Here is a 25,239-nt window from a genome sequence, read left to right on the forward strand (position 1 = left end):
GTAACTAATTCCTTTCTACAACTTTATCTAAATACCATTACTAAACCCTCCCATGCAGCAAGGCCTTTACGAGAATTTAATAACCAAGCTTATCGATTCAAAAATCAGCTCCCTCGATAAAAAACAATTCTTTGTCAAGGAAACACCTATCGAAAAGAGTGAGGTCGCTCGCGTGCTTAGTCAGCATGTAAGTCACCTTTTGAACTACGGTCTGAGCTTGATTACGGGAGATGACAGTATTGATCGTCAAATTAAAGTATCAAACAAGATTATAAGCGTGCTGCGAACGGAGCTTGAGCACGCTGATTTTGACGAGGATTTAATCTCCATAAATGGAAAAATCCTGAATGCTGTATTCGCGAAAATGGATGCGCCTTTCTCAGATTTTGAAAAACATATCAAGGAAATAACCCCATTTACAGGTTTAGGACAAAGCGAGCTATTCACGGGTTCTAATGTCGGTCTTTCGCTTGAAAGTGAGTTGAAAAAGGAAATTCTCTCTTCTGATAAGATATACTTCCTGGTTTCCTTCATCAAATGGTCTGGGATTAGAATTTTTCAGAAAGAACTGGAAGAATTTACCCGTCGCGGTAATTCCCTCAAAATCATCACAACCTCCTACATGGGCGCAACTGATCTGAAAGCGGTAGAGTTTTTAGCCGGCCTGCCCAATTGTGAAGTGAAGGTCTCATATAATACGGAAAACGAGCGGCTGCACGCTAAATCATATCTGTTTTTCCGAAATACTGGCTTCAATACGGGCTACATTGGCTCATCCAACATTTCGAGAAGCGCGCTAACCAGCGGATTGGAGTGGAACTTGAAAGTGACGACTCAGGAGGTTAGTCACATCATAGACAAATTCGCAAAAACTTTTGAAACGTATTGGCAAGACGGAGAATTCGAATCTTTCCGGTCGGGGAACATTCTCAGAAACTAAAAGTGGCTCTTGGAAGAGAGAAGAACAAAGGCCAGGTCGAAGGGACTTCTTTCTTTGATATAAAGCCTTTGCCGTTCCAGGAGGAAATTTTAGAAAAGCTTCTGGCGGAAAGGCAAATTCATAATAGGAATAGGAACTTGATTATCGCCGCGACCGGTACAGGAAAAACGGTAGTCTCGGCATTTGATTTCAAGAACTTTCGTAAAACCCAGCCTCACGCCAGACTGCTTTTCGTCGCACATAGAAAGGAGATACTGATGCAGGCAAGGGCAACTTTTGCGGTCATTCTACGTGATAACAATTTTGGTGACCTTTGGGTTGACGGCATCGAGCCAGACAACTACGATGTTGTGTTTGCGTCCGTGATGACTCTTGCAAATAGCATTGAGGAGCTGCCGCTTTCGGAAAGCTATTATGACTTCATTATCGTTGATGAAGTGCACCACATTGCCGCAAATAGCTACCGCCCGATTCTAAATAAATTTAAGCCGAAGGTGCTTCTTGGCTTAACCGCTACTCCCGAGCGTACTGACGGGGCTGATATTCTGGCGGATTTTTGCGATACAATCGCAGCTGAAATCAGATTACCTGAGGCGATGAACAGAAAACTGCTTTGTCCATTTCAATATTTCGGAATTAGCGACAGTACAGATTTATCTAATGCTACCTGGCAGAATGGACGCTATCTCCCAAGCGAGCTGACAAGAATTTACACGCACAATGATCTTCGGGTAGGAGAAATCATTAATCATTGCAAAAACTATCTTACAGACTATGAGGATGTCAGGGCATTGGGCTTTTGTGTAACTCGTGAACACGCCATTTACATGGCAGAAAAGTTTTGATTGGCTGGGCTAAAAGCGGATTACTTGATCAGCGGAGGCGACCGTGACGAACTGAGATCCACCATTAAATCTAAATTGTTGCGGAAGAATATCAATTACCTCTTCGTGGTTGATATTTTCAATGAAGGTGTCGATATCCCAGAAATTGACACAGTGCTGTTTTTACGACCTACCGAAAGTTTGACCGTCTTTCTTCAACAACTTGGTAGAGGTTTGCGACTGTCAGAAGGTAAGGAGTGCTTGACTGTTCTTGACTTTGTTGGCAATGCCCGCCCGGAATACGATTTTGAAGGCAAATTCAGGGCGCTCATAGGTAAAACCAATACTTCCACGCTGGAAGAGCTCGAACGTGATTTTCCACATTTGCCATTGGGATGCTCCATTGTTTTGGAAAAGAAGGCAAAGGAAATTATTCTAAAAAATATCAGGTCGGCGACTCAGCTCAATACAAATCAGCTCGTTACCAAAATTTCCAATTTCCGGCATCAAACCACATTGCCTTTATCGCTTAAAAACTTTGTCACGTTCCATAATATTCCGCTGCAGGCGATTTACAAGCGAGCAACTTGGAGCAAACTCTGTCAGTTGGCGAATCAGTTGGACGATCTATTGCCAATCAATGAGGAGGAGACGAAGCGCACGATACTGAAAAAATGGCTCTGCTGTAATTCATTTAGCTATTTGTCATTCATTTTAAGGATAGCGAAGCAGAAGTTTCAGGTAGATGTAAATGCATTGCCCGATCATGAAAAATTAATGCTTACCATGCTTCACTACGACTTCTGGAAAAGCCCGGGCGGAGCAGAAGACCTATCGGCAAGTATTGCAAAAATTGGAAGAAATGAACAGCTAGTGAATGAAATGGTCGAGCTTCTCGAACTAGTGATTGACGGAATTGCTCACATCGAAATGGACGCTGATCTGCCTTTCGTTCAACCACTCAAAGTACATAGCCGATATTCGAGAGAACAGATCTTGGCCGCTTTCGGTGAAAGCACATTTGAAAGGAAATCCAGCAACCGGGAAGGGGTCGTAAATCTGGAAGCGAAGAATGCCGAGCTGCTGCTCATAACGCTGGAAAAGACAGAAGCAAATTACTCTCCGACCACATTGTATAACGATTATGCAGTCAGCGAGAAGATATTTCATTGGCAGTCTCAGAACACGGCCCGGCCTGAAACCGGCAAGGGGCAGTCATATATAAAGCAAAAGCAAACGGGGAAATCGATTCTTCTTTTTGTGCGGGAGAAGAACAATGATGAATTCAGTAATACGATTGCCTATGTCTTCCTGGGCCTGGCGGATTATATCGACCATTACGGAGCGAAGCCGATGAGTATCAATTGGGCACTGCGCGAGTCAGCTCCGCATTATATTTGGAAGAATATGGCGAAAATGGCGGTTGGGTGAGCTGAGAATTTAGTCGACGCACATTTAAAACAAGTCTGGGGGTAACTCGTTCTGTCTTTGAACACGATCCTGCCCAAAATTAGAACGATGACTTTCAGGACATCCTGTAAGCGTCACTTTACAACCTGATTTTTCATTAGGTTTGTAGTGTAAATCACTTTTTCGTTTTGTAGTGTGTAATAAGTTGCCGCTGTGGGATATTGAAAAACTTATGGAAACACAAAGACCTCATAACACATTGAATCCAAGGCCACTTTCTCGGCTCATAAATAACTCTGGCTTTAAGTCATTGGTAACAAACGATATGGCGGGGGCGTACGTGAAGAGAATGAAAAAATTACTTTCATGGGAAAGCATGGGAGCAAGTAAACCGGAAACAGTTAAAGATCTTCATCCAGCATGCCTACCAGCATTTATTAGATGGTTACCGCTACGAATACCTTTACAAATCATCCCTGCTCAATGATTTTATTCTCAAAAATTATTCGCTGGACGATACAATCTTGCTGAATGAGTTTAGAATCGGAAAGTCCAAAGCTGACGCTGTTCTAGTGAACGGTACGAATAAGGTATTTGAAATCAAGACAGAATTGGATTCCCCAGAGCGCTTAAACTCCCAGATTGCCGATTATTACAAAGCTTTTTCGGAAGTATATCTTATTACGCATTGTAGTGAAGTTGAAAAGTACAAGCAGATATTACAACCAGAAGTTGGAATACTTTCCTTTTCAAACGAAGGGAAAATAGATTTATACAGAAGCTCCATCATCAATGAAAGTATGCTGGATTGTGCCGCAATGTTAAAATCGCTTCGCAAGCAGGAATATTTAGAGATGACAATGCTCACTTGTGGCCACATTCCTGATGTGTCTCCGGTCATGCTTTTTACCGCGTGCTTAGAATTGTTAAGACTATGTGAGCCGAAGGAAGTTCAAAAAAGGTATTTGGAGGTCATAAAAAAGCGAATAAACAAAAGCACCAATGAAATGATTTTGTCAGATGATTTACCGGATTATATAAAGTTTTCATGTTATCATCATAATTTAGATTCTAGTTCTTACCTTACTTTGATAAAGCGGTTGAACAGCAAACTTTAAAACCTACCTATGTACTTTCCCTTTCTTCGTGGAAAACAATTTGAACTTCTGGCATTAAGAGAACTGGTGAAACTACCTTTGGATCCAGCGAAGATATCGCCTATCATTGAGCCGGTAAAAAAGGATTTGAAAGGAATATCAACAGTTGCAGTTGCACTAGACAAACTGAATATTCAAATTCAGTTAATCGCCAACCCGGAACATGGAGATCTAAAAAATAAAAGCGCTGAAATTTTAGATTTCATTTCTAGACTTCAAGCCCAAGGGTTTAGGAACATAGTCCCTACCTTTTTAATTAATAGTGAAAAAGATTTTGGTTTCTTAAAATCGACAATCATTGAAAATGGCTATGACCGGTCGGGATACAGTGTTGTTCAATTGAACCAAATATCTTCGACGGCGCAACTTGCAGAGCTTGTAAATAATACATCGGCACAAAATATTTTTATTCAAATCAATCACATTTTTGGACTGAAAAGAAAATACAAAAAAGAGGTTGTATCTTACTTAAATGATCCATTTGTAAAGCAGAAAAAAAATGCTGATTACGAGCATTACCCTGATGAGAATTTCTCAAATGATTACTATTATTTCAAAGAAGAGAATTACAAGGGCTACGCAGACTATCTTACAATCGGCGGGGAATATATCGAAGGAGGAATGCTTCCGTATGCAGTCGCAATACACCTTACATATAAAGATCCTGACAGCGAGGATATTAGAATTCATCACTTTCTGTCCGACAGCAATGACGGTATAGAAGATACTGCGGGTAAATTCTACGAGGCGTTAACAAAGTTGGTAAATTTTGTTGATCATCATCGATTCGACTCTTTGGCCATTCGGCAGTTTAAAGATTATTACTACCGTCAAGCATTTCCCGGCTTGGGCATTATTAAAAAGCTCTCCATCATGCACCACATCGAGTTGGTGCAATCTCTGCTTTAATTATGTTTTGCAGTGCTAATTGTTTCACTGACCAAGCCTTAAAGGACTTTGTCGGTTCTATGTCGACCACTACGGGACTGTGTCAGTTTTCGAACTCGACTGCGGTCCCATTGATTCATTTAGGCCAACTTGCTGATAAGTTTGACAACTTGCTCTCCACATATGCATTGGTTTCAAGTTTTAATCCTGGTGATCCGCATGGTGAGCCAGTCTTGCTTTTCGACCATATACTATCATACTGGCCCAATCTCTTTAATAGGAAATTATTAAATGTCGCACAGTGTCAACTGCTACTGCAGAATCTCGCCAGAGAGTCCGCAAATTATAGTGGTAATCTGTTTGTAGAACAAGTTTATTTTAATCCAATCTACAATGAGGATGCCCTCGTGTTGGGTTTGAAGTGGGATGTATTTGCTAATGAAATCAAAAGTGAAAATCGATTCTTCCTTACAGAAAAGATTGATACTGATACTCTGGGATGCTGTGTTTGAGCGACTCAACAAGACATATTTACCAGGTACCGCTTTTTATCGGGGCAGGATCTCGGATACATTGCTTCCAGTTAATAAAATGGGGAAACCACCTATGGAAAAGACAGGTGCGGGAAGAGCAAACCCTGTTGGTATTCCCTATCTATACATTTCAAGTGATCCAGAAACAACACTGTATGAAACGAGAATAAGTTTACATGAAACCATTACCCTTGGAGATTTTGTCACTAATGCACCGGTAAGTGTAGTGAGTCTAAAAAATGTGGATGAGTATGGTCCTTTTGATATCGAAAATAAGGGTTTCACCATCGATGAGTTTATAAGAGTCAAGCCATATTTACTAAAACTAGGATCTGAGCTATCCAAGCCAGTTAGAAAGCAGGATAGTGATCTAGATTACCTACCTACACAGTTTTTGTGTGAATTTATAAAGTCGATTGGATTTGATGCGGTGGAATATAGAAGCGCAATGAATCCATCAGGATTTAATCTAGCTGTTTTCAACGACCATAAGCTGACGTGTGTGACTACACAATTTTACCGGGTTAACGAATTACAATATACTTGGGAGCAAGCAACCGTATAACAGGTGTTTACCTCCAAATGGAAGTAGTGGCAGCATCGTAGAAGTAGAGATGCAGATCTATGGCACCTCTGGATTTCTTACTATTAATCGTTTTCCTGTCTTGAACCAACTTTGTTGCTTTCAAAATTATATTCTTATTTGCCGCGCTTGTTGTGTCACCATAAATACTAACAAAGAGGTATTCAATCTTGGATTCTGGTATCAAATTGGTGATATGGTCGTCGTTGTCTGCTAACGAGTGTCCGTAGATAAATAGACTACCTCCTATTTTCGCAAAACTTCTTATTCCTCTTGATAAATAGCCACTGTGGCTAATCTTTTCTCGCTTCTCACTTGATGATCCTTCGGATACAAATAATGGATAAAAGTCTTTATCTAAGGCTGATGTAATTTGTTCTGTTAACTTCACTCCTGTATTTACCCATGTAAATTTTTGTAGCTCCTCGCCAGCGTCAAATAAATGCAGAGCACCATGTAGGTAAAATACAGTCTGAAAATCTGTGTTGTTAATCTCCCAAGTGACATATTCTGCTTTGCCCTCATTCGGTGTTCGAAACCCGTCATCGTGTTTGATTTTTAAATCGTCAAATGGGTCTTCATGCATTAATGTCCAATACAATAACAAGTCATAATTTAAAGTGTATTTGTTCTCAAAATTGGAAAGGAATCTACGGCAGATGTTGAATTCTGTTTCTGTTATATCACCGGGTTGCGTTGGATGGGATGATGCTATTGTGCTTACTAGTATACTTTTAAGCAAAGCAGAATCATCCATCATTTGCTTATTGTATACGTTTCCTTTATCGTAGATTTCACTTAATGCTGCCGCGTTTTTCAATGATCTCATGACTACCTCGAAATCTTTCGTATCAATCGCTGTAAATGCATCACTTAATTGCGCATTAAATTTAGGCTGTGCCTGAGTAAACAAATTTCCATAGGTAAAGATGTTAGGTCTACAAGAAATTGAAAACCCATTTCCAAGAAGGAGATGCTTTTTACCTTTTGCAGTTGCTAAACACTCATCGAATGACATTAGATCCATACACAGAAAGTTTAAAATTAGCTTAGAATGAATTGTTTTGATTATTGCACATCCAACTTTCAACAATCTTGACTAGCGCTATGGATGCAAAGCCACTACGCAAATTAAAAGATAAATATCCATTAGTGTATTAATCAGACTATAGATGGATCGCATTGTCTGCCGTTGAAATTAGTAGATCATTGGAAGTCTCATTGTGATCAATGGCAGATTTGCGCCTCGATTTAGCGCTTACCAAAGTACCTGTTGCAGATCAGAATATTCCCCTATATTTGCCCCGCAAACTTTTTAGAAACACTTTATGAATTTTATTAGAAAAGCCAGGCCAAAATGGCCTTGGAGAGGCATACGGGTGCAAGTCCCGAAACCTGGCCGAAGTGTTTCTTCGTTGAAGTTTGCGGTGACCTCTCCATTTTGTTCACATCCAAACCATTTTTCAATGCAAACTTCAAATGGACCAGGTGTTGACTCGAACAAACAATCAGTCAACGCAACGAATGATGCACGTCACGCATTAGATGTCGGCGCTCCGCTGACGCAATCGCAGGCAGATTTTCTGTATATCGTCGATTGTCAGGGCTGTCGGGAATTATCCCATTCGCTCAAAATGATCCACGATCTGGCTCTTTATCACTCGGATATCCCGTTTGATCAAGCTGAAAAGTCAGCGCTGTTTGACCTGAAAGTACTTTGGGAAGGGCTCGAACAAATGGGGGCGAAAGCGTAGAGATTGGAGGACTGTTGGCGACAGTCCTTTTTTATAGGATAATAACATCAATGCGTAACAATAACATTTAAATGAAATACATCTGCCTGGCCGCTTTGTTAATCTCTTCACTTTACGCCAATTGCCAGAACATCATCGATTGGGATGAAAATTACCAGTTGGAACTGTCCGATTTCCAATCTGTAAGGACAAGCATTGGATCAGGGGATTTATATAGTCTGTCGGTGCCTGCACATATCAATTTCTCATTTCAGATGAGTTCATATGAATTCATGTTCACAAAGAATTTCAATTCAAAGGCCGTTTGCGATTTCAACCGAAGCGCAGCAATGATTACCGCGCCAAATCAGGAGATAGCAATATCTCTTCTCGCGCTGGCTCGTTATGACTTCGACCTTTGCGAATTATACACGCGAAAATTTCGTCAGGGCATGTACGAAAATAAGGGAGCCTTTTCAGACGCTAACTTTTTCCAACCCATTCATACCAAGTTGGAAACAGAATATGTTGAACGTAGCACCACTGCCCATCAGGAAACAGATCTCGGACGAGATCAGGTAAAACTGGATTCACTACACAAGCAGGTAAAAAAGGAAATCAGCGAATTAGCGGATTTTTGTAAAACTTGTAAACCGCCGAAACGTAAGAAGCAAAAGTCTGGTGATAGTTAGTAAAATTTGGTAACGATGATACATTTAACGATCCTCGCATGACTCGAAACATTACGCTATCGTTCTTTTTTCATATTAAGTGCAAGCATTGCTTGTGCACAGACGGACACGCTCCGCATTTATTACGACGCAGACTGGGCCGAAATTTCAAGCCCTAAAAAGGCCGTTTATTACAGGATTGCCTATCCAGGCGACAGTGGTAAGTGGCATGTGCGGGATTTTTATAAGGCCGGGCAATTGCAGATGTCAGGCACTTTTTTAAATCGGGCTATGCAGCGCAGCCAGGGAATTTTCGAGTGGTTCTATCCGGACGGAACATTGAAACAAAAAGGTTTGTACGCAAATGGCCGGCAAGTGGGTGAGCATTTTTTATATTATGAAAATGGACAGCTGGACACTTATGAGAAATACGACGACAGCGGCAAGTTGCTGGAAGACAATCTTTTCACCAGGGACGGTAGCAAAAGCGTACGCGAAATGGCCGAATTTCCTGGTGGCAAACAGGAGATGTACAAATTTATTAAAAAGCACACGCGCAAGCCGAGAAGGGCCGCATCGGGAAGAGTGGTGGTTTCGTTTGTCGTGGACACTACTGGATCGGTTACGAACATTGAGACAATTCAATGGTCCGCTCCTGAGCTGGTCGATGTCGCCGTTAACATGATTGAAGCTATGCCCAAATGGAAACCTGCGAAGCGAGATCAGGTGCCGGTAAGTATGAAATACAATCTTCCAATTGTTTTTAAGTGATCCACGCGGTCACGAATTAAGCCATCATAACTACTATTTTTCACCTCAGCGTAATCGCACATTTCACTCAAAGCAAAAAGTGACGGGGTTCACCCCTAGGCTGCAAATCCATAAGGCGGTTTAAGGAGCGGCGAGAGCCGGGGGCGCCTTGCCGCGGTAAATAGCCGCATGGATTTGAAGTCGTCACTTTTTGCTTTGTACCTTTCGTTGCGCTGTGGTGAAAGCGCATCTACAATCGTATCTGCCTTTAAGTTTTGTGTCTAGGATACCTGGCTACTGTGCGTGCTCGTCTTCGGGTTACGTTTCCTAACAGTCTTGATAATCTCCCACGTACTTCCCCCGATGAACAACAGACCAGCTCCTGCGATAAGCAGGTAGAGACCAGTGTAATGTTTGACTTGCCCGGATGTGGGCAGAAATGCTCTGCCACTGGCTTGGTCAAAATAAACTGCGATGGTGTCGACACCCAATAGGCTTCGGTAGTATTTTCTGCCCATATCAAAATGGTACGTTTTTCCCAGGTATTCGGCGTAGACCTTATCGGGATATTTTACGGTTCCTGCTCCCCTTGTTCCGTATTTGATCTTCATGCAGACAACGGGTGCACGCGTTGACATATCATCCTGCCATTTCGCGTCCTTATACATCATATAGGTCATTAGAACGAGGCAAACACCCAACAGAAATGTGATCAAAAAGGCAACAAATCCATAACGCCGATTTTCGTTGACCAGAAGTTCATGCTCAGGATTTTTGACGGCTAAATTCGTCCTCATCAGAGGAACATACCGCACAAATTCTTCGACCGGTATGCCTTTAAAATACTCTTCTATAACCTCCAAACCTTCTGTTCTAAACGAAAGCATAAAGCTGTCGCCGTCATTAAGGTGGAATTGAGTGAACCCCAGTCGTAGCTTTGCATTGTTATGATAAATACTGATTTTGCGAATGTCTCCTTCTCTGATGCGTAAACTTGCATCAGGAAGTTGCACGTCCAATTCGTGCTCATCCGGAAATGTGGTAATCACCACGCCACGGGCATACGGCCAATGGTTTAGGTCAATAGCGAAAATGATTCCAGCCAGTGACAAAAACACAAATGACATCACAAATAGAATTGCCCGGCCAATCAGTGGATCAGGACCTGAGAATGTTGAAAAAAGAAAAGCATATATAGTCAAGACACCAATGAACGCACACATCATCACGAACAGGTAGTCCATTCCTACGAAAAACGAACGGAACGTTGTCTGGTAAATCCGTTGAACCTTTAAAGGGGAATTTGTGCCGATGGTGTCACGCGTGTATTGCAGCATTCGCCACAATAGCCAACCCATGGGAAGAAAGACAACTAGAAATACCAGAAACGTGCCCATCTACGTACATGCTTTTTACAACGACCAAGAATTCATGCCTTAATATAATAAAACAAAGGTTACATATTAAATATAGCATCTCACTTTTAAAATCCCATCGAAAACCCTTTCTGCTTCTTCCGTTTCGGCTTCTTTAACTGATGCGGCGTGTACTCTCCATCCTTAACGGGAGACAACAAAGAATCAAGAGATTTATCATTCTCCAACGAACTACCACTTCCGGCATGGTAAACATGACCAGCACTGGCAGCCTGGCCCAAATCCATCCCTATCCTTTGAGACTTTTGCTGATGAAGAGAAAAAGGATCTTCGATGCATCGCTCGATAATTCCCTTCGCGCTATACTTCTTGCCCAATGCACTTCCATTGAAAACACATTTCGTACGATGGTCTAAGTAAGTGATACCGTAAAGCTTGCCTTCTTCATTTTTCCGGGTTATCGTATCGATCCCGTCTTTTTGAAGAATATTGATCAGCCTGGGCAATGATACGTTTTGTTTGCCATATAAAGTAAAATCTATACTATTCTTAACACGTAACGAATCCTTCGTACGGTTCGGATTCATCTCATTGTACAGAAAACGCACTTTCAGATATCTATGTGTTGGCTTGAAATGAAAGTCGCTTGCCTTGATGGGCACCCCAACCCGGTTGCCATCTTTATCCAGCACGCGGTATAAGATGCCATTGTTCTTTCTGATCCTCGAACTCTCTGAGCCAATGTCCGCAGCAACATTATAATGGTTGAGGGCTGCATTCAATTCTCCCATCGTGGTGAATTTGTATTCGTTCAGAACCTTGTCGAGCACATTGGCTATGGCCTTCTTGGTTTCTGATTTTCCATACTCCGCTTTGATGCTGACTGGCTTCAAATTAAACTCCTGCGCTTTTCGATCTTGTGCCTTTACCAATCCAAAATCTATCTCAATCTCCTTCCTAGTTTTCTCCGATTGATTTTTGCCCAGGTTGTGCAGCGAGATCCGACTGCCATCCGCTTTGATATTTGTCGTCACGATATGCACATGCGGGTGACCGGCATCCCGGTGCTCGTATACGAGGGCGGGTTGTTTCTCAAATCCAATACCTTTTAAATAGGCTTTCGAAATCTCCGCGAGCTGTTCTTTGCACAGCTTTTCCGACGGATCAAAGTTCAAGGAGACGTGAACCGTATTGACCTTTGTCCTTTTGTTCAAAGCCAGCTGTCGCTGAATCCGGTTCAGCTTTTGATCAAAACTCAGGGCATCCGCATCCTTGGGATAGTTAATCGCTGAAATGCATTCCGCATGTCCCTGTTCCAGTTTGTTCTCATTGTATTGCAGCACTGACCTAAGCCGGCTGCTGGTGTGGATCACTGCAACCATCGGTCAGCCAGTTTATCGGTTTGCGATTTGATCTTTTCCATGATCGAAAACAGGAACGTCTTTTCCGCTTCATAGCTGGCGATCCAGTTCCTAAACTCTGAAATTTGGTTGACTGCATTAAGGCGTTTGGTCGCTGGTTAAAGTTGTTACCAAGCCGGTTTAGTTCTTCCCGAAGCTCCGACAATTCACCAATCATCTGATCTTGCGGAACCGTTCCGTTCGATGACAGTTACCGGTCGGTTGAAGATTAAGAGCCGTAAAAATTCACTCAATTTACGACATGTCGTGCGGCTGCGTTTGGCTTCCAATGTGGCGTATTCTTTGGGTGTCAACCGGAAGATTACATGCCTTGTCTTGTTCGATTTTTCTTCTTTCATCACTATCCTATCTACACTTTCAAACATTAAAAACTCCTTCACAAACCTGGACCGACTTTGGAGGGGAAGGCCAGATCGGGTGCGCAGCAACCGGCGATTGTATTAAATCGTACATCTGGCCAGACGCACAAAGCAGGCGGCTCATTCGGATTTCAAAGTCTTTGAAACCGTGTGCTGAGCCGATTTGTGAATCTAGTTCATTGAAATGGGATTTACCTATCCTGTGTAAATTTGCCTTAGGGTCGGAAGCGTTTCTGGCTGATACTTGCCTGTTCGGAGATATTCGTGTTTGTTCGAGAACAGTCGGAAATGTTTGTCTTTGTTCGAGAATTTTTGACAATGTTTGAGTTTGTCCGATCTTGAATTCGTTTAGCAAATCTGCAACCAACATACCGAGAAGTTTTCTATAAGTTTGTTGAAGCGCTTTCTTACGGCACATGGCCAAATATTTTTTACTATTTCGCACTAGGGCTTTGGCAGCCGAGGGATTTGCGATACTATTTTTTAATAGGAGAATTTCGCATCTAATGTAAATTCTAACTAGGATCAAAAGTAATACTCAGAGCTGATGGAGTAGAAGTCTTACCCAGAAATCCGCAAAGAACGGTGATTGAATTCAGATCACTCCTGAGCCTACCGTAGAGGTATTTATGTTTGATTGAGAATCGTCAAATAGCGTCGAAAATACGTGGGTTTGTTAGGATCAGAGCAAGTGGGATCCAGTGCTCCTGAGCGGTATCTGTCCATGCAGGTAGCTAAGAGATCAGAATAGTGATAATACAAAAAAGCAGTATTTTTAGACACAAGGACGGATTGATTGGCCTCGTGAAGGAGTTAAGATGTCCGTTTCGTGTTTCCTTATACTGGAATGAAGAAAATTTGTTCTATTTCATGTCACTCTAATCAATATTATGACTTGGCTTTGTAGCCATTGGTTTTTCGAAGCCTGATCAAATTCACATTTTGATTTAGTTCTGTTAAAGTCCTGGATATGAAATAATATATCAGGGAGGATTTTTTGCACCTTGTGTCGCGAGCCGAAGTCAATCAGAATTATCTCGGAACTTTGACAGTTCGGCTGAATGATGCCTGGCAAATCAAACGCCTTGGCAGGAGGGTATTAAACCTGATAAATCAGGGCAAAATAATAATTTTCGGTCTAGGTTGAGAGCATTATCATTTTTACAAGGCCGTATAGTATATGGTATATGGAAGACTCAATCCTTTGCTAAATTAAAGAGGGATCAAATTGCGGGCTCTAATCCAGCCATTGTGAATAGGTTTTCGTGTCTAAGATATTGAGAAAGGCGACAAATTAATGTTCAATTGTTTACGGCAATTTTTATCGATTTGAGTATATATATAGAAAGTTAGGATATAGAACCCATTATGGCGCGTCAAATTAAAGAGGTATATTTTGTGGATGGGCGATTTACGCGCAGCATAATCAAGCAAATTTAGTAAGTATCAAATCCTATGCTCTTTTCTGTTAGTACGTGTCAATCATAATTTTATAATAAATAGTATACTATGACGGAGATAAATAAAAGACATGGCAAAGTATTGATATTTATCACCACAGCCCTTGTTCAAATTGGATTTGCAATTACGTTTATTCTTAAGAAATACATAAAATCCAGTTCCCCGGTATTAACCATAACATACTGTGTTTTATCCGTTTTTCTGCCGCTTATTGTAAGTGGTCCCATCACGGACTACGTGAATGATCTATTTTTTTCGAGTAAGCGAATTCGGAAGTTATTGTTAAAGGAGAAATACATTAATGGCTATTTCTACGTGGAATGGTTTGATATGCTTAATAACCGAGCATATAGTGGAAATGCGTTAGCTCATTTCGAATATAGGGAAGATTCAAACATTCTAGTTGAGTCATCAGTTAATTTCAATAGTGGAGAAATTGATGAAACCCCAGGTCATTATGTCTCATACGCATTTGATAATAAGCAATTTATTGGAAGATTTAGATATAAAAAGAATCTTGTAGAAAAAACGGGCCTTGTAGAAATGAAATTCATCAAAAGTAACGCTTCAAAAATACCAGACGTATTTGAGGCAGACGTACTTGGTATGGATAGGGAATTTGTTGAATTTCATAGAGGAACTCTTATAGATGACGAAGATATAGGCCGCTATAAGAAAAATTACCCTCGTAATTGGCGACAACAAATTTTAGATGACTTTGAATTCAAGAATAAAAGGGTACGAGGGCAACAATATTTTGGTTAAGGTTGCAAAATATAAATTCCACATTAATATTAAAATCATAAATGCTGCGGCTAACAGAATTTCATAATGAACCAGCAAGTATCATTGGCCATATTCTATCACTACAAAATAATGCTATATCGTGATTTCCGTTATTGTTCTAACTTGTGATTCTCATGTAAATAAGGAATCATGTCTTCGTCATTGCTTGGCTAGCCTTATTATTCAAAATTATTCCAATTTTGAAATTATTGTCATCGATAACGGCTCCGGCTTAGATAAAATTACCAAAGAATGCGTAGATAAATTTAGTAAGAATTTCACAAAGCTATCCATGCGATGTATCTCAATGGGTAAAACGCTACCGAGAGGGCAAGCTCGGAACGCGGGAGCTAGTAATGCAAGGGGCAACTTGTTGATATTCATGGATGAGGATGTGATTCTAATTAACAAGGGAACTTTAAATGTGATAGAAGCGTGCGCAACCGAGGCATTGTGGGGCTGTGGGGCAAATCGGTTATGGACAAATGGGGACTGGTTCCTACATAATGCTGAGCAGGTGTTGCAGGATATTTTTTTAGGGCAATATGAGTCTTTGTTAAAGAATTCTGGCATACCGGATCATTTCATTCGTGGGTCGGACGATATTAGAATTGAGAGCTAGGAGCATGATTGGACACTTCGGTTATTGTCAAAAGTCTGCGTTCGACGCTGTTGGAGGGTTTGAGCATGCAGGAGAGGCCGATTCATTCGATGACGACGTATTGAATGTTAAACTTTTTCAAGAGTATGGATTGCCAAAACTCTTCCCGAAGTTGTATGTGGTTCACGTCAATCATCCGTTATCCGATTCGAAGGATATTGACTTTGCTTTTTATTTCGAATACTTGATTGATAGAGGATTGTTTGATTTTGATAGTGAAAGTTTAATCTGTGGAGGATCTGAGAGTCAAATAATTGTCCCTCTTGGCAGTGTTCATTACGATACAATAGTTTCTAATGCCTTTGGCAAATACTTAGCGAATTTGCCGCTCAATTGCTGGGAGATGAACGCGGATCAGCTCCTCTTCTGGGAAACGAATATGCGTTTAAGATTGGACGAGTACTGCCGAGTAGTCGCTCGCCTGCTAAGCTGCGATAGTATTGAATCCTATGTCATGAATAATATTACCGATTTTGACAATTTGGCGCCAATTCTGAATTCTCTGTTATCTGTTGGGGTATTGAGAATTTCAAGAAATGGAAGCATTAAGACAGAGTTTAGCTTTAAACATCGTTTAAAATCTTGCGTCGTTAGAAATCCCGCTCCTGTATTCGAGCCCAATTCGGAGTTTAATCAGTTTCCATGTGACTTTGTTGCGATAGAACGTCGGAGACAACTATTTCGCAACCGGTATCCCTATTGTGAATTTATTCGTCTGGCAATAATAGGTGATGATGACTTTCTAGCAGATAGGCTGGAATCTGACCTTTGGATACAACCGATTGTAATTGAAAAGGATCCTGAAATATTAAGGCATTATGCAAACTCCAAAAATGTTTATTGTATCGAGCTTGATCTTTTGGAAATTTATTCCGACAAGTTCCTATCAACTATCAAAAATGTGCCAAAGGTTCACACATTCATAACCGATCCCCCTTATACACTTCATGGTGCGTTATCATTCTTGTTATCCGGTTTGAGCATCCTGGATCTCAACGGGCAGGAAAAGGAGTTTTATATGGTGATGAACCCCTCAATTATTGGGAGATCATTAAATGAATTACTCAGGGTACTTGGTATAGCGGGGATTATCGTAAAAGACATTATAAATGCTTTCAATAGTTATCCGTTTCCCAAGGGCTATCAAGAAACTGTCAGGGCGGATGAATTTAATGAAATAAATGGAATAGGTGGACTGTCTTTCAGCTCGACATCCAGTCTATACATATTCGAAACAATCTCTCCCGATCTGTCTTTTTTTAAAAAATTACATTGTGAGCGATTTATTTTATAAGCATTACGAACTTTAATCCGACTCAGTGAAAAATTATCTTGTAGTTCCAGCCTATTACGAGAGTACATCCTTCGAAGATATCGCTAGTTCAATTGCCAAGTGTGTCCGCAAAGATAGCAAAGACGTAGAATTTATAGGTTTGCATTGTGCTCTTAAAAATAATTTGTCATCAGATACCCTGGAGGATAATCGGTTTTTTGCAATTCAACAGCAAATTATCGCTGAACTGCTTCATAAGGTTAATACGGCTTCAAACATTCTTTTTTTGGACTTCTTCTTCCCAGGCCTTGACCTGGTAAAATATTATTTCGAAAAAAGTGGTTTAAATGTTAAAATGGGTGCTTTGATTCACGGAGGGGTATTTCTAGAAGGTGACATACAGGCAGGAATGAGCTGGTTCAAGAGTACGGAGTTTGGTTACTTCGAAATGTTTGATATAGTTTATTGCCCGTCCCAATTCCTGATGACTAAGTGTCCAGATCAATACAAAAGGAAGATAAAGGTTTTTCCTTGGGGACTAGATTCTTTCGAGATTTCGCAGAGGCGAATTGGTAACGAGAAAATAGACGTTGTATTTCCGCATAGAATTTCTCCGGATAAAGGAATTGATGAGCTAATTAACATATGCATAGCCTTACCCGAAATCAACTTTTGCATTACAGTTCCACAAAGGGACAGTGGCTTTATAGCATCTAGGTATAGAGAGCGATTGTCCTCGCTATCTAACCTCAATTATATCTTTAACGAAAATTCAAATGAACACGCACAAACTCTCAGCTCTGCTAAATTAGTTTTAAGTTGCGCGAAGCAAGAGAACTTTGGATACGCAGTACATAAAAGTATCCTATCGGGTTGTATTCCTATCTTGCCAAAAGGGCTTTGTTATGAAGAATTTATATCTCCACACTATCTGTACGAGAATGTGCCACAAGCGGTGTCGATGATCCGAAAGTGGCTTAGTGACACACGTGATTATAGTTTAAAGCATATTTATAACAACAAGTATTCTTTTACATTTTCGAATCTCCTAACTGATTTTTATGGATAATACATCAACGCTTTGGACTTCTCTTGATGATCAATGGAAGCAGATAATTTTAAAAAACATCCACGTTCAGAGAAATTTAAATAAGCTATCGGAGTTAGCCTTTTGGAACGGCATTAATAAAAATTTTGAGATACTGGATATAGGGGAGGCTGATGAGCAGTATAGTTCTTTTTTATCGTTCCCGTTGAAAATTGACATTTTCGGGTCCGAGGTGACTTCTCTGGAACCTTTGTTGCAGACCAAGGATTTACTGGAATTTTATATGGGAGACACAAACATTGTTGATATTAATCCAATCTGTAACAACTTCAAGAATGACAAAGCTTTGTTGCTACAATGCGCCTATTGAGAAGATCGATCCGTTGACCCGGCTTACAGGCCTGACGCGCTTGTGTTTATCCAGAACAAAGGTTACGCAGATCGATCCTCTAAGAGGTCTTATAAACTTACAAAAGCTTGCCTTGTACAAGACAGATATCTATAACCTGGACCCATTGTCACAGCTCAGGAATTTAAAGAAATTGAATATAAATTTTACAAGAGTTAAGGATATTTCACCATTATTTGGCCTTCAAAGTCTTGAAGAGCTACACTGCTGTGGCACAGAAATTGACCAAGAGCAGTTAAGACTTTTTAAAATCAAATATCCAAAATGCTTAGTAGTGGATGATTATGAACAGCCAGAAACTGAGTATGATGATTTTCAATAGGACGATTTTTAGCATAAGAATCTGGGTAACCGAAACAGAGCCTGAGTTACTGGAGCAAGCACTCTCATCATGTCTAAAAACAAGTGCTCATAGCATACTTAATTTCATGGAGCACTATTTCCAACCGGATGGTTACACAGCAATTTGGCTACTAGGAGAGAGTCATCTTGCTGTGCATACTTTTCCCGACAGGGGAGCATCGTATATAGAGTTGTCAAGTTGCAATCCAGCCAAGGTTGAAGCGTTTGTAGAGGCGTTTCAAATCTGCCGACTTAATATTTTGCAAATCACACACGGCTAAATGAAAGTACTCTTTATAACTAATCATAGAAGCATAGCTGCTCACAGCGGGGGATATATCAGTGACTATATGAATGATCTGCTGTTTTATGGACTTTACGAGATTTTAGGGGCAGATGTTATCGATAGTACTCCTATTGTTTCTTTGTATAAAGATCAAAGGCCTCATGTTGACAAAGAAACTCTTTCGGGGAGGCTTTTCTGCCTTTTGGCTAATTGATCAGAGCATTGCAGATCGCACCTATATCGAAGATAAAATTCGGGATAGGTATTTTGATATCGTTATCTATGGTGCGATTAGACGTTGTCAGGACTTTTACCCATTAGTAGCTAGATCTTATGCCAAGGATAAAGTCATTATTATTGACGGTAGTGATGAACAGGAAATTTTGAACCAGTTTCTGAAGCATCCGTATTTTAAGCGCGAACTTAACACCAAATTAAAGACGGTCTTTCCAATATCATTTTCAATTCCGACCAAAAAAATAGTGGATGAATCATTGCAATCAGTCAAGGTGCAGGCCTTTGGCTCTGTGTTTCCGGGGGTAGAAGATACTTACACTTTCAAGGACGAGCCTACTTACTACGAAAATTACAGGCGGGCATTCTTTGGACTTACTATGAAGAAAGGAGGATGGGATTGTATGCGTCATTATGAGATATTAGCTAACCGTTGTATGCCATATTTTGTCAATCTGGAAAGTTGCCCACCTTTAACGATGGTCGATTTTCCCAAAAAATTAGTAAGCGAAGCAATGCTGTTACTTAATGCTAACAAGTTCGATATCGATTTATACAATGAAATTCTTGATGAAGTTTTCGATTGTACCAAGGAGCGGTTAACGACTAAATATGTAGCTTCACAACTGTTGATGCGGGTATTATAAAGCTATTATGGAGCACGAGTTAGTTATAAACTGGATCTTTAGGCGGGAGCTCGGTTTTATCCCAGATTCTATCTATAGGAAGGAGGTAGGGATATGCAATCAGGTATACCTGATTCATGGGCATGGATGTTCGTTTATTTTAAGAATGAACAGACGGGACAATTACATTTACGGGACTTCATTATTTCTGCCAATATTTAGGACTTTAAGTATTAATGTACCCGAAATAATTGCTGAGTGTTACAATTTGGATTCTTGCGGTTTCTATTACCAAATACAGACATTAGTTGAAGGTATCGATCTAGAGTGTGTCATGCAGGGCTTGACAAAGACTACAGATAAATGATTTGGCCAGTGAAATCGGATGCATAATCAGTAGATTTTCCTTGTTACCTTGTGATCGCTTTTTTGGAGCGTGGACTAGTTGTGTAGAGGAGCGATATAATACTCAAATGGAGGTCTTACTTGCTCAACTAAATAGAATTACTCACCGAATACCCAACTGGCTTACTGACATCTATAAAAATCTTGTTACTAGTAACCTGGTTTATTTTGAAAATGTAAATCCCAGCCTGTATTTTGATGACATGGTATCAAAAAATGTAATGCTTCTAAAAGGGCAATTTAATGGTTTGGTGGATTTGGACTTTATGCGGCGGGGAGATATTCTTGATTTGATTGGAAGAATACTCGGTTGTTGGGAGAATTCAACAAATGGAAGGCTTTATTCAAATGTATTGATGGAAACGCTTAAGTTGACGGTTCAGCAAAGGAATTACGTGGTAATATATGCTATATTAAACCTCATCCAGTGGATCAGTGAGGATGATAATGCAGCTTCTTTAACACGTACTGATACTTCCAATGAAATGGTAAACAGTGTTTTTCGGCTTTGTGGACTACTTCAAAAGTAGTAAATGTCAAGAAACCTGATAGTCCAAAAATATTAATAATATCAAAAATTAAACCTGCTTATAGCAATCGGCGAATCGCCAAACTCGTGAGTCTAGCGATTCACACAACTTATCACATCCCCTTCAACCGCTCCCGCAACCCCTTCATATCCTCACTGATCTTCACATCCAATATCTTAGCATAAATCATAGTCTGCTTCAAAGACCGATGCCCCAGCATTTTGGAAACCGTCTCAATCGGCACCTTATTACTCAGCGTCACGGTAGTAGCAAACGTATGCCGCGCAATGTGAAAAGTAAGCGTTTTGGAAATCCCGCACAGGTTAGCAATCTCCTTTAAATAAGCATTCATCTTCTGATTACTCAGAACCGGCAGCACAACGCCAGCCGCACAACATTGCGGATGATCCTTATACTTCTCGATGATTTCCAGCGCTGTATCTAGCAGCGGAATGCGTGTAGGCGCATCCGTTTTCTGGCGGGTGGTGTCAATCCACGGTTCACCATCCATTCCGACAACAATATCTGTAGCCTTCAGCTGCTTCACGTCGACATAAGCCAGCCCAGTATAGCAGCAGAAAAGAAAGATGTCCCGCACTTGGCTGATCCGTTCAACTTCAAACACCTTCTCAGTAAGTCGTTTCAACTCATCCCTTGATAACGGATTCTTCACAACTTCTTTTTTGGTCAGCTTGAAGCCTTGGAACGGATCCTTCTTCAACCACTTATTATTGACGCAGATCAGCACCACCTTTTTCAGATTGCTCATGTATTTGATCGCCGAATTATGGTTACAACCTCGCGCACTACGCAGCCAGAAATTGAATTCAGTAATGAATTCATAATTCAAGTCTTTGATTGGCATGTCATCCTTCTTGTACTTCCATTTGATGAAGGATGCAGTATGTTCTTTGGCGGTCTTGTACCGCTTCAAAGTGAGCGGCGCGAACTCTTGACCGACGAGTGCTTCCATTTGCTCGTTGTGGTGATGAAAGACTTCAAGAATGGTGCGGGTTTCATTGCTCTTGCCAAGGAGAATGTTTTTCAGCCCTTCTGCGGAAATCTCTTTGTCATCCTCGGTAAGCATTTTCTTGGCCTGGTAAACTTTGGCCGTGAGCATGTCCAAGTACGCATTAAGCGTCTTGGCGTCTTCCTTGTTTCCGGCTGGCCGTCCGACTGATGAATTCCATCTTTCGGTATTCCATAACTTCTTGGTGGATAGTTCGGCGACCTTGCCGTCGACGGTAATTCGCAGATAGATGTAGCGAACTGTTCCTTTTTGATTTCTGGCGGGCTTTAAATAGAAAAGCAGGCCAAATGTTTTCTCCAACATAACACAAGCGTTTAAAAGTGGTTAAATATCGAATTACCACGCTTGCCAATCAAGATGTTTACGTCGTAAACATCTTGCTATCAATTTGTTATGCCGTTTCCAGTGAGTCTTTTTCTCAAAGTGAGTGAACTACACGAAAGACTCACTGGAAACATGGGAATTTTTGCATTTTTTGATATAATCTGAAAAACAAAAATGCCCGCAAATCATTGATTTACAGGCATTTTGTTTGACTTTGAACTTATTTCAAGGGAGGGAGACGGGTCTCGAACCCGCGACCTCTAGAACCACAATCTAGCGCTCTAACCGACTGAGCTACAACCTCCGTTCTGAGGGGAAAACCCCTTTCGAGGACACAAAATTAGGAAAAGGTTTGAAGGTTGCAAGGCTAACAGTGCACTTTTTTTTCAACCTTCAAACCTCAATCTATACTTTCAACCTTTATTTCGCGTCAACATAAAGAGCGTCAGCAGCTTTCCAGTCTACTACGTTCCAGTATGCGTCGATGTAATCAGGGCGCTTGTTTTGATATTTCAAGTAATAAGCGTGTTCCCACACGTCCAAACCGATGATAGGCGTTCCTTTTGCCTCTGCAATGTCCATCAATGGGTTGTCCTGGTTTGGTGTTGAAGTGATCGCTACGCCGTCACCAGATTTGATCAACCATGCCCAACCTGAACCGAAACGGCCGGTTGCTGCTTTTTTGAACTCATCTTTGAATGCCTGGAATGATCCGAACTTAGCTGTGATTGCTTGGGCCAATTCACCTGTTGGTTCGCCGCCTCCGTTTGGAGAAAGTGATTTCCAGAAAAATGCGTGGTTCCAGTGACCACCGCCGTTGTTGCGAACCGGTGCTGGTGCTTTGCTGATGTTCGCGATAATTTCTTCTATGCTTTTGCCTTCCAGTTCAGTGCCTGCTACCGCTGCATTCAAATTGGTAACATATGCCTGATGGTGACGGTCGTGGTGTATCTCCATGGTCAATGCATCGATATGCGGCTCCAATGCATTGTTTGCGTAAGGTAAGGGATCTAGTGTAAATGCCATTTTAAGTGTAGTTTAATGATTAAAAAATGTACTGTATCAGTTGGCTAACAGCAGAAAAAGCCTTTATGTTCTTAATCGCCTAAAAAATTTGAGTAACAGCTCCTGCGATTCATTCCCTAAAATTCCAGTCGTCAAACGCGTTTTAGGATGCAAAATTGGTTTTCCAAGTCTCGAAAATCCCCTCTTTTCGTCCGCTGCTCCAAACACAACCCTGCTCATCTGACTCCAATAAAGCGCCCCTGCACACATCACACACGGTTCGAGCGTCACGTACAAAGTGCAATCCTGTAAATATTTGGCACCCAGATTATCCGATGCGGCCGTGATGGCGATCATTTCTGCATGCGCCGTAACGTCGTTCAGTTTTTCAGTCTGATTATAACCTTTGCCAATAATTCTTTCACCAATGACGACGACCGCGCCAACGGGGATTTCACCTTCGTCATAGGCGATTTCTGCTTGCCGCATCGCTTCTGCCATGAAGAAATTATCGAGAATGTCTGCTTGAATGTCGAGTTTCATATAGTCTTTTAAAGAAAAACGGGACATCTATCGCTATGCAATAAATGTCCCGTGCAAATAATGTCTGATCTATTTTATGGTTTCAAAATACGGATAACTGTATTCTTGTTGCCATTGGTAACCCTCAATAAATATAGGCCGGAAGCGTAACCTGAAAAATCTACTTCTGTTATTTTCTGGCTGATTTGCTTCAATGTTCTTGAACGGCCGTTCATATCGATTATTTCTGCATTGGCATTGTTCGCTGCAACATTTTCTGTGATTTCAACGGTGCATTGCGATGTTACCAATGTTGGATAAACTTTCACCCAATCAGCCGATTTTGGCGGTTCAATGCCCAAAATCGGATCAACCTGAACCCTTGCACTTCCAGCGCCTTTGCCCGTTCCACAGCTATTTGTTACTTTGGAAATCGTGTAAGTCGTGGTTACTCGCGGTGCCAGTTTGAATGTGTAAGGCGTTACCGAAGTTGTGATCAGCGAATCCTTGGCCCCATTGCTCAATGTAAATGTCCACGGTCCTTTTCCTGTCGTTTGAATGCGCATATCCGCCTTATCTCCTACCAGGATCGTCTGCGTGCCTGTGATCGTTGCAACGGGCAGCGGACTTGCCGTGATGGTAATCGCGCTGACACTGCCTTTCACCGTGAAATCCGGGTTCGGGCCTGAACTGATCACCCGCACATAGTAACTGCCTGCAAGCGTCGAGTCCGGGAATGTTGCCGTTACCGAGCTGCTGGTGGCGACAGAAGGAATTGTTACAAATTTGGCATCCGTATTTTCAGTTGCGATCTGCACTTTAAATGTGTTTTCAGCAGGAAAATCACCCGATTGCTGGAAGGGCAAATTGAAGTTTTTACCCGCACAGGCTTCTGCCACGGAAGGATTACCTGAATTAATCGTCGGCACTTTCACGGTTACCAGCGCGCTGCCGATCGGCGTTCCTTTGCCGCATGCATTGGAAACCTCAGTAAGCGAGTAGGATGTTGTTGTAATGGGTTTAACCTGTATTTGATGGTCTCCCTCATTCGTCGTGGCCGTGTCGCCGTTTGACAAGGCGTATCTCCAAGGACCGTCACCCGTAAATCTGATTCTGATCGTTGCTGTTTGGCCTAAATCAATGGTTGAGGTTCCGGAAATTGTCGCCGAAGGCAATGCTTTGATATGGATCTTAATTTCCTCTTTTGGGCTTTCGCATCCGTTTTGTCCGGTTTGCGTTACGTAGAATGAGTAATCCTGAACTTTCTCGGTAAATGGCGTAAATGGCACTCCCTGGAATTCTGTGTCGGTCGCATTGCGATACCATTTCAAAACGGATCCGGTTGCATCTAATCTTGGAGCCACTTCATTTTGGCAATATGCCAATGCAGTAGTCGTTTGCGGTTTCGGTGTTGTATTGATTTTTACATCAATTTTAGCACGATCTCCAAAACAGCCTTCCAAAGATTGACCTACGAAATAAGATGTTGTGCCGCCTTCCGCTGTGGATGGAACCGGCGCATTGTCACTTGGATCACCGCCCGTTTCGCTCGTTCCATACCATTTAAGGATCCCGTTTGTTACAGGAGTTGCCGTCAAAGGCTGCGCTGCAACGAACTGGCAAATTTCGATCAATGGTTTGTCAATACCTGG

General features: G+C 41.4%; 26 protein-coding genes and 1 tRNA gene. 18 read left to right on the top strand and 9 right to left on the bottom strand.

Translation table 11 applies throughout. The features are described from left to right. Positions 1-52 precede the first annotated feature (52 nt). The 6 genes from AC0IYG_RS01115 to AC0IYG_RS01140 all read left to right on the top strand — a co-directional run bounded on the left by AC0IYG_RS01115 (position 53) and on the right by AC0IYG_RS01140 (position 6,317). Positions 53-940, top strand: a complete 888-nt coding sequence (locus AC0IYG_RS01115; RefSeq protein WP_471709187.1) for a phospholipase D-like domain-containing protein — start codon at positions 53-55, stop codon at positions 938-940. 2 nt (positions 941-942) lie between these two features. After that, positions 943-1,785, top strand: coding sequence for a DEAD/DEAH box helicase family protein (locus AC0IYG_RS01120; protein ID WP_471709188.1), 843 nt, complete (start codon positions 943-945; stop codon positions 1,783-1,785). Positions 1,786-1,809: 24 nt separating this feature from the next. After that, positions 1,810-3,195, top strand: a complete 1,386-nt coding sequence (locus AC0IYG_RS01125; protein ID WP_471709189.1) for a DUF3427 domain-containing protein — start codon at positions 1,810-1,812, stop codon at positions 3,193-3,195. A 392-nt stretch (positions 3,196-3,587) separates the two neighbouring features. Beyond that, positions 3,588-4,292 carry a sce7726 family protein gene (locus tag AC0IYG_RS01130; protein ID WP_471709316.1) on the top strand — a complete coding sequence of 235 codons (705 nt, stop codon included), beginning with the start codon at positions 3,588-3,590 and terminating at the stop codon, positions 4,290-4,292. Positions 4,293-4,301: 9 nt separating this feature from the next. After that, positions 4,302-5,240 carry a sce7725 family protein gene (locus AC0IYG_RS01135; RefSeq protein WP_471709190.1) on the top strand — a complete coding sequence of 313 codons (939 nt, stop codon included), beginning with the start codon at positions 4,302-4,304 and terminating at the stop codon, positions 5,238-5,240. A gap of 417 nt (positions 5,241-5,657) precedes the next feature. Then, on the top strand, positions 5,658-6,317 hold the full coding sequence (locus tag AC0IYG_RS01140) for an RES family NAD+ phosphorylase (RefSeq protein WP_471709191.1): 660 nt from the start codon (positions 5,658-5,660) through the stop codon (positions 6,315-6,317). A 7-nt stretch (positions 6,318-6,324) separates the two neighbouring features. On the opposite strand, the gene AC0IYG_RS01145 is transcribed toward AC0IYG_RS01140, so the two are convergent. Further along, a complete protein-coding gene (locus tag AC0IYG_RS01145) occupies positions 6,325-7,362 on the bottom strand; it encodes a DUF4917 family protein (protein WP_471709192.1) in 1,038 nt (345 codons plus the stop codon). 439 nt (positions 7,363-7,801) lie between these two features. Here AC0IYG_RS01145 and AC0IYG_RS01150 point away from each other — a divergent pair, with 439 nt between their 5' ends. The 3 genes from AC0IYG_RS01150 to AC0IYG_RS01160 all read left to right on the top strand — a co-directional run bounded on the left by AC0IYG_RS01150 (position 7,802) and on the right by AC0IYG_RS01160 (position 9,510). Next, positions 7,802-8,089 carry a hypothetical protein gene (locus AC0IYG_RS01150; protein ID WP_471709193.1) on the top strand — a complete coding sequence of 96 codons (288 nt, stop codon included), beginning with the start codon at positions 7,802-7,804 and terminating at the stop codon, positions 8,087-8,089. Between the two features lie 71 nt (positions 8,090-8,160). Continuing rightward, positions 8,161-8,760 (top strand): hypothetical protein, encoded by a 600-nt coding sequence (locus tag AC0IYG_RS01155; protein ID WP_471709194.1) that lies wholly within the window; start codon positions 8,161-8,163, stop codon positions 8,758-8,760. A 270-nt stretch (positions 8,761-9,030) separates the two neighbouring features. Continuing rightward, on the top strand, positions 9,031-9,510 hold the full coding sequence (locus AC0IYG_RS01160; RefSeq protein WP_471709195.1) for a TonB family protein: 480 nt from the start codon (positions 9,031-9,033) through the stop codon (positions 9,508-9,510). Positions 9,511-9,770: 260 nt separating this feature from the next. Here AC0IYG_RS01160 and AC0IYG_RS01165 read toward each other — a convergent pair whose 3' ends face one another. From AC0IYG_RS01165 to AC0IYG_RS01175, 3 genes are all read right to left on the bottom strand, one after another. Next, complete coding sequence (locus AC0IYG_RS01165; RefSeq protein WP_471709196.1) at positions 9,771-10,847, bottom strand: hypothetical protein; 1,077 nt, start codon at positions 10,845-10,847, stop codon at positions 9,771-9,773. 125 nt (positions 10,848-10,972) lie between these two features. Then, entirely contained in the window at positions 10,973-12,247 is a 1,275-nt protein-coding gene (locus AC0IYG_RS01170) for a relaxase/mobilization nuclease domain-containing protein (RefSeq protein ID WP_471709197.1), read from the bottom strand. A 185-nt stretch (positions 12,248-12,432) separates the two neighbouring features. Beyond that, on the bottom strand, positions 12,433-12,651 hold the full coding sequence (locus AC0IYG_RS01175; RefSeq protein WP_471709317.1) for a plasmid mobilization protein: 219 nt from the start codon (positions 12,649-12,651) through the stop codon (positions 12,433-12,435). 1,503 nt (positions 12,652-14,154) lie between these two features. Here AC0IYG_RS01175 and AC0IYG_RS01180 point away from each other — a divergent pair. The 9 genes from AC0IYG_RS01180 (at position 14,155) to AC0IYG_RS01220 (ending at position 20,706) form a co-directional block, all read left to right on the top strand. Further along, entirely contained in the window at positions 14,155-14,871 is a 717-nt protein-coding gene (locus AC0IYG_RS01180) for a hypothetical protein (RefSeq protein WP_471709198.1), read from the top strand. Between the two features lie 121 nt (positions 14,872-14,992). Then, the gene (locus AC0IYG_RS01185) at positions 14,993-15,514 is read left to right on the top strand and encodes a glycosyltransferase family 2 protein (RefSeq protein WP_471709199.1); all 522 of its coding nucleotides are present in this window, start codon (positions 14,993-14,995) and stop codon (positions 15,512-15,514) included. A 4-nt stretch (positions 15,515-15,518) separates the two neighbouring features. Continuing rightward, a complete protein-coding gene (locus tag AC0IYG_RS01190) occupies positions 15,519-16,847 on the top strand; it encodes a bis-aminopropyl spermidine synthase family protein (RefSeq protein WP_471709200.1) in 1,329 nt (442 codons plus the stop codon). Between the two features lie 25 nt (positions 16,848-16,872). Next, complete coding sequence (locus tag AC0IYG_RS01195; protein ID WP_471709201.1) at positions 16,873-17,895, top strand: glycosyltransferase family protein; 1,023 nt, start codon at positions 16,873-16,875, stop codon at positions 17,893-17,895. Next, positions 17,888-18,244, top strand: a complete 357-nt coding sequence (locus AC0IYG_RS01200; protein WP_471709202.1) for a hypothetical protein — start codon at positions 17,888-17,890, stop codon at positions 18,242-18,244. The genes AC0IYG_RS01195 and AC0IYG_RS01200 overlap by 8 nt, the downstream gene beginning before the upstream one ends. Further along, a complete protein-coding gene (locus AC0IYG_RS01205) occupies positions 18,210-18,605 on the top strand; it encodes a leucine-rich repeat domain-containing protein (RefSeq protein ID WP_471709203.1) in 396 nt (131 codons plus the stop codon). The genes AC0IYG_RS01200 and AC0IYG_RS01205 overlap by 35 nt, the downstream gene beginning before the upstream one ends. Beyond that, positions 18,592-18,906 (top strand): S-adenosylmethionine decarboxylase family protein, encoded by a 315-nt coding sequence (locus AC0IYG_RS01210; protein ID WP_471709318.1) that lies wholly within the window; start codon positions 18,592-18,594, stop codon positions 18,904-18,906. The genes AC0IYG_RS01205 and AC0IYG_RS01210 overlap by 14 nt, the downstream gene beginning before the upstream one ends. A gap of 166 nt (positions 18,907-19,072) precedes the next feature. Then, complete coding sequence (locus AC0IYG_RS01215; RefSeq protein ID WP_471709204.1) at positions 19,073-19,792, top strand: hypothetical protein; 720 nt, start codon at positions 19,073-19,075, stop codon at positions 19,790-19,792. 452 nt (positions 19,793-20,244) lie between these two features. After that, on the top strand, positions 20,245-20,706 hold the full coding sequence (locus AC0IYG_RS01220; protein WP_471709205.1) for a hypothetical protein: 462 nt from the start codon (positions 20,245-20,247) through the stop codon (positions 20,704-20,706). A 112-nt stretch (positions 20,707-20,818) separates the two neighbouring features. Here AC0IYG_RS01220 and AC0IYG_RS01225 read toward each other — a convergent pair whose 3' ends face one another. From AC0IYG_RS01225 to AC0IYG_RS01245, 5 genes are all read right to left on the bottom strand, one after another. After that, a complete protein-coding gene (locus AC0IYG_RS01225; protein WP_471709206.1) occupies positions 20,819-22,039 on the bottom strand; it encodes a site-specific integrase in 1,221 nt (406 codons plus the stop codon). A 250-nt stretch (positions 22,040-22,289) separates the two neighbouring features. Further along, a tRNA-His gene (locus AC0IYG_RS01230) sits at positions 22,290-22,365 on the bottom strand. 115 nt (positions 22,366-22,480) lie between these two features. After that, on the bottom strand, positions 22,481-23,086 hold the full coding sequence (locus AC0IYG_RS01235) for a superoxide dismutase (protein WP_471709207.1): 606 nt from the start codon (positions 23,084-23,086) through the stop codon (positions 22,481-22,483). Positions 23,087-23,149: 63 nt separating this feature from the next. After that, positions 23,150-23,608, bottom strand: a complete 459-nt coding sequence (locus tag AC0IYG_RS01240; RefSeq protein WP_471709208.1) for a nucleoside deaminase — start codon at positions 23,606-23,608, stop codon at positions 23,150-23,152. 74 nt (positions 23,609-23,682) lie between these two features. Further along, the gene (locus tag AC0IYG_RS01245) at positions 23,683-25,221 is read right to left on the bottom strand and encodes a T9SS type A sorting domain-containing protein (protein WP_471709209.1); all 1,539 of its coding nucleotides are present in this window, start codon (positions 25,219-25,221) and stop codon (positions 23,683-23,685) included. Between the last annotated feature and the right edge of the window lie 18 nt (positions 25,222-25,239).

It is taken from the genome of Dyadobacter sp. AC419 (genome assembly GCF_979253085.1).